Annotated in this window: 10 protein-coding genes and 2 pseudogenes; 5 read left to right on the plus strand and 7 right to left on the minus strand. The window is 42.6% G+C overall.

What is annotated here, in order from left to right; translation table 11 throughout:
* Positions 1–187: 187 nt before the first annotated feature.
* Positions 188–2,392, plus strand: a complete 2,205-nt coding sequence (locus F7734_RS16190) for an anthranilate synthase (RefSeq protein WP_166481944.1) — start codon at positions 188–190, stop codon at positions 2,390–2,392.
* 595 nt (positions 2,393–2,987) lie between these two features.
* On the opposite strand, the pseudogene F7734_RS63505 reads toward F7734_RS16190, so the two are convergent.
* Positions 2,988–3,155 (minus strand): annotated as a pseudogene (locus F7734_RS63505) (MATE family efflux transporter); the annotation flags it as partial.
* 106 nt (positions 3,156–3,261) lie between these two features.
* On the opposite strand from F7734_RS63505, the gene F7734_RS16200 reads away from it, so the two are divergent.
* Together F7734_RS16200 and F7734_RS16205 are read left to right on the plus strand one after the other, a co-directional pair.
* Positions 3,262–3,987 (plus strand): hypothetical protein, encoded by a 726-nt coding sequence (locus F7734_RS16200; protein WP_155745676.1) that lies wholly within the window; start codon positions 3,262–3,264, stop codon positions 3,985–3,987.
* A gap of 406 nt (positions 3,988–4,393) precedes the next feature.
* Positions 4,394–4,766: pseudogene (locus F7734_RS16205) on the plus strand (hypothetical protein).
* 599 nt (positions 4,767–5,365) lie between these two features.
* Here F7734_RS16205 and F7734_RS16210 read toward each other — a convergent pair.
* Positions 5,366–5,572 carry a hypothetical protein gene (locus tag F7734_RS16210; protein ID WP_155745677.1) on the minus strand — a complete coding sequence of 69 codons (207 nt, stop codon included), beginning with the start codon at positions 5,570–5,572 and terminating at the stop codon, positions 5,366–5,368.
* 108 nt (positions 5,573–5,680) lie between these two features.
* On the opposite strand from F7734_RS16210, the gene F7734_RS65325 reads away from it, so the two are divergent.
* Entirely contained in the window at positions 5,681–5,809 is a 129-nt protein-coding gene (locus F7734_RS65325) for a hypothetical protein (RefSeq protein WP_279239727.1), read from the plus strand.
* A 28-nt stretch (positions 5,810–5,837) separates the two neighbouring features.
* The gene (locus tag F7734_RS16220) at positions 5,838–6,554 is read left to right on the plus strand and encodes a Uma2 family endonuclease (protein ID WP_155745678.1); all 717 of its coding nucleotides are present in this window, start codon (positions 5,838–5,840) and stop codon (positions 6,552–6,554) included.
* 17 nt (positions 6,555–6,571) lie between these two features.
* On the opposite strand, the gene F7734_RS16225 is transcribed toward F7734_RS16220, so the two are convergent.
* The 5 genes from F7734_RS16225 to F7734_RS16250 form a co-directional block, all read right to left on the minus strand.
* Entirely contained in the window at positions 6,572–6,736 is a 165-nt protein-coding gene (locus F7734_RS16225; RefSeq protein WP_155745679.1) for a CBS domain-containing protein, read from the minus strand.
* Between the two features lie 4 nt (positions 6,737–6,740).
* Positions 6,741–6,902, minus strand: a complete 162-nt coding sequence (locus F7734_RS16230) for a hypothetical protein (protein ID WP_207714115.1) — start codon at positions 6,900–6,902, stop codon at positions 6,741–6,743.
* Between the two features lie 390 nt (positions 6,903–7,292).
* Complete coding sequence (locus tag F7734_RS65330; RefSeq protein ID WP_279239728.1) at positions 7,293–7,904, minus strand: LysR family transcriptional regulator; 612 nt, start codon at positions 7,902–7,904, stop codon at positions 7,293–7,295.
* A 239-nt stretch (positions 7,905–8,143) separates the two neighbouring features.
* The gene (locus F7734_RS16245; protein ID WP_155745680.1) at positions 8,144–9,055 is read right to left on the minus strand and encodes a bestrophin family ion channel; all 912 of its coding nucleotides are present in this window, start codon (positions 9,053–9,055) and stop codon (positions 8,144–8,146) included.
* A 93-nt stretch (positions 9,056–9,148) separates the two neighbouring features.
* The gene (locus tag F7734_RS16250) at positions 9,149–12,724 is read right to left on the minus strand and encodes a nitric oxide synthase oxygenase (protein WP_166481945.1); all 3,576 of its coding nucleotides are present in this window, start codon (positions 12,722–12,724) and stop codon (positions 9,149–9,151) included.
* Positions 12,725–13,054 lie beyond the last annotated feature (330 nt).

Genomic DNA, 13,054 nt, shown 5'->3' on the forward strand with positions numbered 1-13,054 from the left:
GGATTGAGGAGGGAACTGAATTTTTCTTGTTTCCCCCCTTTCCAAGGGGGGATTAAGGGGGGTAATAATTTAACAATCCAATCCCCAAATCCCAAATCCCAAATCCCAAATCCCAAATCCCAAATCTAAAATCTAAAATCCGTTAATCCAAAATCCGTTAATCCAAAATCGTTAAGAGGAACAACCAGTGTATCCAGACATTCATTGCTACACAACCGATGGCGGAATTTTTGTGTCTCGCTCTGTCACTAAGACTTCCATTGAAACTGGTATTGAAGAAGTTTTACTACGTCTTGATTCCCAACGCGGAGGTATACTGAAAAGTAGCTACGAGTATCCTGGACGTTACAAAAGATGGGAAATTGGTTTTGTCAATCCACCGCTAGAATTGGCGACTCGCGATAATTCCTTTACAATTACAGCATATAACGAGCGGGGAATGGTTTTGTTACCTTATCTAGGAGAACTCCTGAGCAAAAATCCATACTTGCAAGAAGTTTGCAGAGAACACAATCGTGTTATTGGTTCTGTGCGACCAACACAACAGTTTTTTGCAGAAGAAGAAAGAAGTAAACAACCGTCCGTCTTCAGTATTGTTCGAGAGATCGTACATACCTTCCACAGCCCTGAAGACGAGCACTTGGGACTGTACGGTGCTTTTGGTTATGACTTGGTTTTTCAATTTGAACAAATGTCAAAACGTATAGAACGTGCTGACAACCAACGAGATTTATTACTCTATTTACCTGATGAAATAGTCATTGTTGACCACTATTTACAAAGCGCATTCCGTTTGCAGTACGAATTTGTGACTCAGTATGGTAGCACTCGCGGCTTACCTCGTACAGGTGAAGTCATTGATTATCGAGGGAAACGCCTGACGCCCGATAAAACTTCTGACCATGAAAAAGGTGAGTATGAAAACCAAGTAGAGACAGCCCTTGATTACTTCCGACGTGGCGATTTATTTGAAGTTGTACCCAGCCAAAGCTTCTTTCAAGCTTGCGAAAAGCCTCCCACCCAGCTATTCCGAACATTGCAGCAAATTAATCCCAGCCCTTACGGATTCATTTTCAATCTCGGTGGAGAGTATTTGATTGGTGCATCGCCGGAAATGTTTGTGCGAGTTGAAGGCAGACGTGTTGAAACTTGCCCGATCAGTGGTACAATCAAGCGCGGAAAAGATGCTATTGATGATGCGGCTCAAATTCAAAAGCTGCTTAACTCTCGCAAAGACGAATCTGAATTAACAATGTGTACGGACGTAGATCGCAACGACAAGTCGCGAATTTGCGAACCGGGTTCAGTTCGAGTGATTGCCCGCCGCCAAATTGAATTGTACAGTCATTTAATCCATACAGTCGATCACGTTGAAGGTATAGTGCGACCTGAGTTTGATGCTTTAGATGCATTTCTGACTCATCTGTGGGCTGTTACGGTTACAGGCGCACCCAAACGCTCGGCAATGCAGTTTCTCGAACAACACGAACGCAGTGCTAGACGCTGGTACGGTGGCGCAGTTGGATACTTAACTTTTAAAGGAGATTTAAATACGGGTTTAATTCTCAGAACCATGCGATATCAGGACTCCATTGCGGAAGTGCGCGTGGGTGCAACGGTTCTTTATGATTCCGAACCAGAAGCCGAAGCCCAAGAAACAATGACTAAAGCGGCGGCGCTGTTTCAAACTCTCAACCAGAGCAAATACAGAAGTTCTAATTCCGGCGATCGCATCACTGCTGATTCCTCTCAAACAAATCCTGGGATCGGTAAACGTGTGCTCCTTGTTGACCATGAAGACTCTTTTGTTCACACCCTAGCAAATTACATTCGTCAAACTGGAGCAACAGTCACAACGTTGCGTCACGGTTTTTCAGAAACTGTGTTTGATACAGAACGCCCAGACCTTGTTGTTCTGTCCCCAGGACCGGGTAGACCAAGTGAGTTCCAGTTAGCACAGACAATAGCAGCTTGTAAAAAACGTCGAATTCCCATCTTTGGTGTTTGTTTGGGATTGCAAGGGATTGTAGAAGCACATGGTGGTGAACTGGGAATTCTTCGCTATCCCCAGCACGGAAAAGTTTCTGGTGTTTCTGTGATTGCTTCAGAGTCTATCATCTTTAAAGGTTTACCACAATCATTTGAAGTCGGAAGATATCACTCACTATATGCGTTACCTGAAAGATTACCTGAAGAATTAAAAGTAACAGCAGTCTCGGATGATGGCGTGATTATGGGAATTGAGCACCGGGTATTGCCGATCGCCGCCGTTCAATTCCATCCAGAATCAATTATGACCATGGCGTCTGGAGTTGGACAAGAAATTATCAAGAATGTTGTCTATGCATTCGCTTCAAAACCCTCTGCAGTTCTTGTTGGCATTGAGCCATAGCTGGTCTTTATGATGGCAGAACAAATCATAGCGATGACGGAATTACATACGCTGAGTTTCAGCTTGATTTCTTTATTGATGATATTAAACTAGAGAATGGCAGGCGAGGCGAGCGCGCTAGCAGCCAAATCTATCAAGAAGTTTTACATTATCTGAAAATTGCCTCTGTCGATCTGAATAAAGATGCTGAAATTGATCGGAAGCTCAACCGGGCTAAAGTTAGCAATTGACTTCAGAAGTTCTATTATTCGTGCCCGTTAGAGGTTCCCAAAAACAACAAACCAAAATCCCTCATACCTCAATACTGCTCGGATAAGAATTTTTGTAGGTTGGGTAAATTCGTGTGTGAAACCTAACAAATGTCTGTCAATGTTGGGTTTCGTTCCTCAACCCAACCTACGTGTTTTCGCATTTTTAGGCTTAACCGACAAGTATTGCCTCATACCTCATAGGTATAAGGGATTTGACTGGACGACAAAAGAGTCTCGAAAGCTTATGAAGTAAAGTGTGTAGCAATCTATGGTAAAAAAAATAGGTCTAGTTTTGTCAATAAAGCCTATTTGTTGATCGTAATACCTTTATTGTATTTGGAAGCATTACCCACAAGGGAGATGAGCAAAACTAAGGCATTCATTTCTCGCCCCAGAAACCAGCCGATCAAGACAAAATTGAGCACAACAGCAGGGGCCCCCCAAATTCGTCCATAGAAATAATCAACTCCTGAGGCTTCAACTTCTGAAGAACCACTTAAGATGGCAAATCCGAATCAACATCCTAGGCTAGGGGGATAGTGATGCAACGGTAGACTTTACAAACATCCTCTTATACATCTAGACTATAAACTATACAACTAAAACTTCATCTATAGATTGAGCGAGAAAGAGACAGAGTTCGATGAACGCAGACGCTTCAAGAAAGAAACCGGACGAGAACGCCTATTGGCTGAAAAGAAAGTCAACAGATTTCTCGAAGAAATTAACCAAAAACTTAGAGATTTGAGCGAGAAAATTAAGATTCTAGAAAAGGATGGACTGAACATAGAGGAAAGGCAGAATATTCAAAACAATTATCTAGAGATAATCAAAGAAATTGGATTAGAGGTGATAGGCTCTCACCAAGGCAAGCGAAGATTATTTTCAATCAAAGAATTAGCCGAAGAAGATACGCTGATGAATTCAGTGAGAACCTGGTATAAAACATGGCTCAAAGACCCAGATTTGACAGAGGAAGACCCCGATAATTTACAAGAAGAATGGGAGAGAAAAATTGAATTGCTGAAGCTAAGAGTTAATAAGTTGTATCAGAATATTTCCCAACACAAAGTTGATGAAAGGAAACTGGACGACTCTGTCTTAGAATTAGCTAATTGGCTTAACGAAAGGTTCAAAAGTCCCCAATCATTGTGGCAAGCTCCAAAAATTTGGATGGAGAAAATAAAGGAGAACAGTAGTCAACAAGTTGCATCAGTAGAATATATTGTTAGGTTCTTCGTAGACAATATTAAATTGGAACAATGTCAGCGTGGCTATCGGGTCAAAAGCGAAGTTCAAGGTGAAGTTATTCGGCAGTTGCGACAATCATACTTGTATCGATAACAGTAACCAAGACCTATATTTGTATAGTTCATAATACACTTTCGGTATTCTTCTAGAGCGCCGGTACAGTAATGCCATCTACCTGGTTTCTTTGAATTTGGACAACGAAAAACTCGTACTTTCAGCTGTACGTTCGCTCCTGGTTGAAAGGGGGAGAGGAATTAAGGTCTGACTGGGTAAGGTTTCAATATGATTGTGGATCTACTAAAACCCCACCCGTGTATTACATGGAAAAAGCTGAGTTAGCCTACCCGTGTATTACAGGGAAGAAAGAAAATTCGCTGTTTCCATGTAATACATGGTTGGAATTGGTCGTAAATCTGCCTTAAGTGTAATACGCAAGTTACATTCTCGCCTTCACCAATAAGCGCGTTAAACTTACGGTGTAATACACCGAAGAAGAGTTATGTTGAAGCGAGACATTCAAGGGAAGTTTGCTCTGAAGAACGATGATTATCGTCAAGTTCGCTCACTCAGATTAACTGATGAAACTTGGGAGATTCTGGGGATGAGTGCTGAATGCTTGGGTATGACTAGAGCCGATTACTTGGAACAGCTAATGAGGGGGAATGCTAGACCAATTTTGACACGGGAGAAAGAGCCAATAGATCGAGCCAAAACTACTGCGGTCGAACTTGCGACTACGCCACGACAGGTGGCAACACTTGAAACTTTACGTGACCAAGTTTTACGCTTATTTGAGGTTAGGCAAGCAAGCTCCTGGCTACAAAGCAGCACTTAAAGCCCTCAATTACTTTATTACCGTACTAACTAGCTAGTTAGCACAGGAGTATTAATCCGCTTTCTGTATCAGTGAAGGTCGAAAAACAATGGAAATAAGTTCTGAGCGAATTGACGATATTCCTGTTACCTGATTCTACCATCTTCATCACAGCTTTGTGTGAGCTACAAAAACAAATTCTTCGTTTAATGAAAATGCCCGATTCCCTTTATCAAGTAGATTCGGTGGGTAGCTTGACATGATTTTACCACTTGCGATAATACACGCTCATTGCCATCCCATTTCAACATGAACTCTTACCGTGTATTACACCGTAGATTCAACTTTGAATAGTGCTGCCATCCCCTGTATTGCAGGGTAGAACCGGGATTCGTGTAACACTCTTGTTCGAAATTTCCTTTCCCATGTAATACACGGACTTCCTCAGTTTCTTTTCCCATTCTTTTTCCATGTATTACACCGTCATTCTCCTCCACCTTTTCCCACGTATTACACGGTAGTAGCACAATCTCATTCTTTAGGGGGTTTTTCCTTACCCTGTCAGGCATTAATTCCTCTCTCCCTAACAAAATGAGCGAACGTACAGTCATAAGACCTGTCCGAAAATTAAGGTTCTACCCTTGTCAAATAAGCGTTCTACATTAATTTCCGGACGAGTCTATAGAAAAGATATAATCCGTGACGAAGGGCTAAATCCTGCACTTGTTCTTGGCTAAAGGTTGGGATAGTTTGCATGATATCAAGGAGCGGTCGGACAAATCCCGCTAAGCGATCGCTTAAGTAAAAATAAACGTTTGAGCCAAGGGTAAGCAGTGCCCACTCCACAAAATTCTCAATCATCATGGTGGTGCAAGATATGATTCAAGCTACCCTTATCCCCAATACTCGTTCAGTATGGGATTGAGATTCAACTGCCTGAAGAGATTGGCACACAACCAGCCCAAAAATTCATTGAGTTCGGCAAAAGATGATGAAGATGTTGCCCATGTGGACTCAAAACGGATGCGGGAGATTCGCCTGACGAAAGTGTCGATGGTTTTTCAGCGATTTGGGCAATTAAACCGTCTAAAATTATTTTAGAACCCCAAACCAAACTTGATACTCCGCCATGCTAGAGTACAAATTGCCGCAATATCTACCTTCGGCAGAAGAACTGCCCGACTCGGACGAAACACCTGTGGATAACGAACTGCAAGAATTGTTACCAGGACTGTTAAAAGCCACCCTACTGATGCTTTGGTCAGAGCGGATGGACTGGTTTTTCGGCATTGATATGGGGATTTACACTCACCCAGATGAACCGCCAATAGTGCCGGATGGATTTCTCAGTTTGGGTGTGGAAAGATTTTATGATGAAGAGTTACGTCCAAGTTATGCACTTTGGGATGAAAATGTCGTCCCAATTCTAGCTTTAGAAGTCGTATCCCAAACTTATCGTAAAGAATACAGTGCCAAAAAAGATGAGTATGCAACGTTAGGCGTACTCTACTATGTAATTTACTCATCGCGCCGCCGTCGCAAACCTCGCTTAGAAGTACATAAACTAGTCAACGGTAAGTATGTATTACAGCAGGGAAACCCAGTTTGGATGCCAGAAATAGGGTTGGGAATTGGCTGTGCTCGTGGAAGTTATGGCGGAATTACCCGTGAGTGGCTGTATTGGTACGACGAACACCAACAGCGCTATCCAACACCTGAAGAACAGGTCAAAATAGCTCAACAGCAAGCACAAGCCGAAGCACAACGGGCACACAGTGAAGCACAACGGGCTGAAAAACTGGCTGCCAAATTACGCGAGTTGAATATTGACCCCGATCGTATTTAGTTTTCGAGCAGAATAAGTTATATAAGCGAACTGCTCATACTAGCAAGAACATCAGACGCTTCAACAACACCTTGAAATTTCTCTTCGGCATCAACCACAGCAACCTGTAGTCCTTGTTGGTAGAGGTGCAAAATATTTTCTAGGCTGGTTAAAGCATTGGCTTTAGGAAAGTTTTTATGCATCACGTTAGGTCTTCACATCCCTAGTAAAGGCGCGGATGTAGTCGGAGGCGGGTTGGGTAATGAGTTCAGAGGGGGTACCGACTTGAACAATAGAGCCATCTTTCATAACGGCAATGAGATCGCCAATTTTCAGCGCCTCATGAATAACGAACGTGTTATCTCTCAACTTACAGCATTTTTCACTTATTTAGACCACACTCTTAATTCTTTTGCGCCTTTGCGCCTTTGCGTGAGATAAAAAAGATGTGGTTCATTCACAAAACTATTGTATTTATTAGCCATAATATTCAAGAGTCACTAAAAATTGGCGATCGCATCGAATTAAAGTCAATATTTTAATCGGTAGAGTGGCTTGAATTTCAATAGATGTCTATTGGTGATAAGTTAAGCCTGTATGGCACTAAAGAAAAATAATTGCGGAAGTACTCTTGATAAAGCTCGCAGCTAACAGTTGCTTGATTCTCGATTATATGCACCAATCCTAAACTTTTTAACTTAAACGCCACCTCCATCTGTAACTGGATTGGAGCCGCTAAAACCTGTTGAAAGGCGTCAGCTAATTGAGGATACTGTTGAAGCTACCACAACTGATACTGAAGATGTTGTTGATAGATTCCAGAATTCGTGCAATTAGGGAAGTCTTTCCCATCTTTCGAGGTGCAAAGATGCGAATGAAGGCACGAGGTTGAAGAATTTCTTGATAACAAGTTTGTTCGATAGTCAGTCGCTCAATGTAGAGATTGGAAGCGAGGGGAACCGATCCTTCTGGAGGTTCTAAAACAACGTCGCGTTCTGTAGGAAAGATTGTTATCGGCATTGCTGCTGTTGTCTCAATTTTCTGAGAATTATCCCGAACAGTCTGGAGGATAGTTGGCATACAGTCAACAGCTAAACACTCATCTATATTAGTATAATGAGTCTTGAGGGTTTGCACAGCGATGTCACTGCGATCCAAAATATCTTTTGCTTGTTTGAGAAAAAATTTCCCTGCTTCTGTGAGTGTCAATCCATGAGATTTTCTCTCAAACAGTAAAACGCCCAGTTCATCTTCAAGGTCTTTGATTTGACGGCTTAACGCAGGTTGGGAAATAAACAGTCGGACAGCAGCACGACTAAAACTCAGTTCTTGTGCAACAGTCACAAAATATTTAAGATGTCGTAATTCCATAAATCTATTTGATATGCCTATAGCCTTTCTCAGTCTTATGAGGTACACCCCCCTTTCATCCCCCCTTGGTAAGGGGGGACAGAGGGGGGTAATTTTCGTACCTCACCAAGTTGAAATTTGCTGTAAAAGTTATATTCATAATAATTATAAGGCATAGGGATTTAAATTAATTATGTACTTAACATAAACAATTCTAAATAAAAATAATTTCATATGCCTAAAAGTTATAGCTGTTATCATCATAAGGTATTGGGATCTAAATTAACTATCCCATCTTCATCAGAAGCAATTAAATCCTCAATATCGCCATGCAGTTTGCGACAAAGATTGTCTAAAGGAATATCATTTGCATCGTAACCAAACGGATTCTCAATTTCCAACCCAATTGCTTCAATGCCAAACAATGCAAAAGCAACAACGCCAACAACTGGTACTGCCCACCAATGCAAATCTTTGACTATTTGAAAAGGCAGGGCAAAACAATACAAAATCAATAAATGCCGTAAATGCATTGAATAAGCTCTGGGCATTGGTGCATTTAGAATACGTTCGCAGCGCGATAAACACTCAACTAATTGGTCAAGCAAGCGGTTGAGAGCAGAAAATTGAAAGCTATCTATGTGTTGATGGGTATATTGTTTAGTTAAATAAGCTCCAATCCATTGTGTGATTTTGAGTGGCATATTGCTGACATTTTTTAAGTTCAAATAATGTTCTGGCTCTAAGAGAGATTTGAGGCGATCGTCTACTCCTTCTCGCCGCAAATGTTGTGTCATAGCCACAAAAAATGCGGCAATTAATCGTACATAAGTAGCTTTCTCCTCTTTCTCTGCCAAATTTTTAACGATGATATTCATCCACATTTGCCGGGAAAGATTGCGCCCTGTAAATATTGTCATCCCAGCAATCTGCCAACCTTCCCAAAAGCGTTCATAGGCAGTGTTAGTGCGAAAAACCAGCAGTAAGCCCAACACTATACCTGGAATCAATCCAGCTAGACTAGGTTGGCTAAATCCGGTGTATCCTTTTTCGTAGATGGTTGTAACGATTAGAGCAATGAACATACTCACTGCTACCTGATATTTAATATCTTTAATAACGGAACCGCGCAAACTCAGAACTAATTTAAACCAATTTTTTTCATAGCTCATGGCGTTACACTTATACCTAAAAGACTTTTGTCTTTAGCTGACAGCAATTTTCTGCAAACTCGCATAGAAAATTGATACGAAGCCCAATGTTTCTTAAGCCTGATGGTGAAATGGACACTTACCAGTTGTAGATTCCGTTTTCCAGGGATCGCGTTGGTAGAAATAATTGGGTTTGAGAAGACGGTTTTCAAACTCTACAGTGTATACCGGAGTTGTTGAAGCGGATATTGGTGGAATTAGCCAAATGCGATCGCCATAAACGTGACGACCGCATTTTTGTTCATCATCCACAAATTGCATAAAAGAAGCAGTCAGTGCATGGTGATCTAATATCCGTACTCCATTTTTTTTGTATGAGTGTAGTACAGCCACATTCAGTTCTATCAACGCTAAATCTTGCCAAAGTGTGCTCGTTTCGCTACAGTCTAAGCCCATTTTCTCGGCAAGAATCGGCAGCATATTGTAGCGATCGCGATCGCTGAAGTTTCTCGCCCCAATTTCCGCACCCATATAGAAGCCATTAAATGGTGTAGGGTATTGAATGCCACCCATATCTAACATCATGTTAGTAACCGCAGGTAAGGCAAACCATTTCAATTCCAATTCCTCAAACCAGTCGTAGCGGGGATGGGAAAGAGGAACTTCCATAATAATTTCTGGCGGAATTTCAAACCATTTTGGCTCTCTTTCTCCAATTTGAATAATTAACGGTAGCACATCAAAGCGGGTTCGAGATTCTTTAGACCAACCAAGTTTCAGTGCTTGCTCAGTCAACTCCACATTTGCAGGATCGCCTAAAATAGTACCATCTGGTTGCCGATAACCTGCATATCGCAGCATCAAATTGTTCCATACCCGAATCTTTAAGCAAGGACTGAGAATGCTAATGGTCGATCGCAAGTTGCCATTATTGGTGGCAAACTGAATGTGTTCCACTAGAGTTTGGAAAATCTCTTCCTCGGTTTGCAGATGTCGCAGATCGCGTACTTGCAAACTTTGCCAAAAATTTCGTCCCAGGCAACGGTTACTATTGCGCCAAGCTAGCTTTGCGCCATAGGCAAGTTCATCATAAGTGTGTTCGTAAGTTCCTGTTTGCTCAATGGCAGCTTTCACTTCTTGCCAGCGCGGCATGAATACTTCTGCTAATCCTTGTTCCAAGTAACATTGTTTAAGAAAGACTTCTGCTTCTTGCATGACTGAGGCGACTGGCTCAACATATATGCTGTATTGCTCAATCGGCGTAATTCCTCCTGCTAGTTGAATAACCTGCCGGACGGGAGCTTTAACTTTACCCTCTTCATCCAACTTCGAGGAAAACAACTCTTGACGAATGGCGCTATCTTGCCAGCCCGCTTGCTGCAAATAGTCGCGCATTGCATCCATGAAGGGTTGAGGACCGCACATGAAAGCAACCGTGTTATTTGTATAAGGATACAGACGTTGGACTGCTTCTGCATTGAGTCTGTTTCCCGATCGTGTTGCTCGCAGAGTGAAGGTCAAATTCGGGTGAGATGCCGTCAATTGCTCCAATTCCGATCTAAACACGAAATCTTCCGCATGAGGAGCAGACCAATCGAGGTGAAACGGGCGGGAATCGCTGCAACGCGCAAGGGTTCGCATCATAGCGATCGCGGGAGTCACCCCAATCCCCCCAGCAAAGAACACGACGGGTTGTTCATCTTCTAAAACAAACTCGCCACGTGGTTGGGAAATGCGAATCAGGGCTTCGGCATCGGCGCGATCGCACAACCACCGCGAAAATAATCCTAACTCCTCGCGTTTAACTGTGATTTCGTAGTACTCTGTTTGATGGGCAGGTGAACTCAAGGTGTATGCGCGAGTCACCCAGTTACCATCGACCCGTCCTTGAATCAAGATATGTTGTCCCGGTTTAGAGGCAACGATTTCTTCATACACCGGACGAAACTGGAAGCACACCATATTTCGCCCTAAGTCCTGCTTGGCAATAAGTTCGGCAACTGCCAGATTTGCCGAACCCAGTATTTCTTCAACTAGCGGTTGACAACTTCCACAGACCATTGTAACTTGGGTTTGCTCAACAATTCTTTCTAGCGTATCCAGACCTGTATCCAGCAATTCTCGTACTTTGCCACAGGTCGTTTTTGTACAGTTGCAAACGATATCGCTATCAGAACCCAGTGTAATGGCTTCTTCAATTTGCAGTTCTCCTAGTTCCCGGAATAAAGCAACCTGCCAACGTGGCAAAGGTTCATCTTGAAAGAACAGTTGAATTGCCAACCGCCGCCCTACCCAACGTCCTTTAACCGACAAGCTCAAGAGCTTGCTGTCTCTCAATTTAAGAACTCGTTCATCCCCATTTTCTGCTGTATAACGAACCTCCTCTACATGAGTGGTATCCTCATCTGCCCTTCGCCACTCCAAAAGTTCCCCATCAAGGGTGCGCTGACCAATGAGTATGCGGTTATTAGCTTGCAACAGACGAGTGCTGAGTGCAGGTTTTCCTTCTAATAATCCTTCGCTGACAGTAAGAATGCCTCTTCCCGGCAGAATGTAGACGTTAATCAATTCTAAAATATGTTGGCTAGCCCAATCTGTAAGAGACGGATTGGGCAAATTCAGCCATTGCGTTACAGCTTGCCCTTGTGCTGGTAAACCATGCTGAGCCAATGTTGTGAGCCACTGTAAGCGGGACTGAGCTGCTTTATCATTCATGCCGCCCATCATCCAGTCATGCAATGCAGCGGATGCAGGTACATCAAAGTAACGCACCTCTGTAGGCACGTCTGCCAAGATTTTGTTAAGATGCTCTTCTAAGCCATGAATGAATTCTTCAAAATCGATTGTTCCACTACCGTCTCTATCTGCCTGTTGCAGAATTGTTTGGGCATCATCATAGCTGTATCCTAAATCCAGTAGATAGGGCAACAGTTCTGCTGCATCAATGCATCCGCTTCGATCTAGATCGAGTGCCTGAAATCGCAGTTGAGCAAACTGACGTGCATTCATGATTTGTGTCAGTACATCTGACAGCCCTCTGGCAATATCTTGTCCCATTAGTTGAGTTGAGCCTGTCAGCACTTCTGGAGGCTGATTGTTTAGTTCACCCAACACCCACTTATACAGTCCGTTAACAATTACAGATGGTGCTAACCAAGGTAAACTGCTGTTTCCTAGGGGCAGAGATAGGGTGCGGCGGAACTTCAATTCCTTCTTGTGCTCCAGTAAATCGGACAGTAAGGGTGCATGAGTTAGTACTAATGTTTCTAATTCTGAAGAACGCACAAGATTTGCAGCTTCAGTGAGGCGATCTCCTAGCTCTGTTCCCTGAGGACAGGCTGGTGCAACCCAAGCAAAACGGCGCACTCCGGCTTCAGAGGCAATTTCTAAGAGCGATCGCGTCAATTGAGTCACATCAGATAAATCCGTGGGCATGATAAATACAAATGCCGTTTCAGCACCACGAAAATATTCTTGAATGACATCTGGAGACACAGTGTTGATATTCAACCATTCAATGGCTGAATTGGCTGATGACACATTACCAAAACGTTTTAATGCGCGTACTTTTGAACACTCTGCATCTGTCAACAAGCGCATCAGCTGCATAGCAGGTGCATAGTCAGCATCGGACGCAAAAACTATAAAGGTTGATGCGGGTGTATACACAAATGTTTTATCTGCCAGCATAAATTCACAAAAGTTAAATTCACTTATTTTTATAGTTATGTCGTTTCATATATAGCAATCCTATTTGATCTCCAAACAAGGGAGACAAGGAATACAAGGAAGAGGTGTTTGTAAATCATTTAGGACTGCTATATTTGATTGCTACACATGAGCAGCAGAATATATGATTTTTATTCTTAAGTCAATGGTGTAATTCAGTTTACAGAACCACCCCAAATTGTTTGCATTATCTTAGGGAGCATCCCAATTTGGCAGATTGCCCTCAGAATAGAATTCTGGGGCTATACAAACAAAGTCCACCTACGTGGACTATAATGTGTAGCCTGCGTA

The organism is Scytonema sp. UIC 10036, from assembly GCF_009725235.1.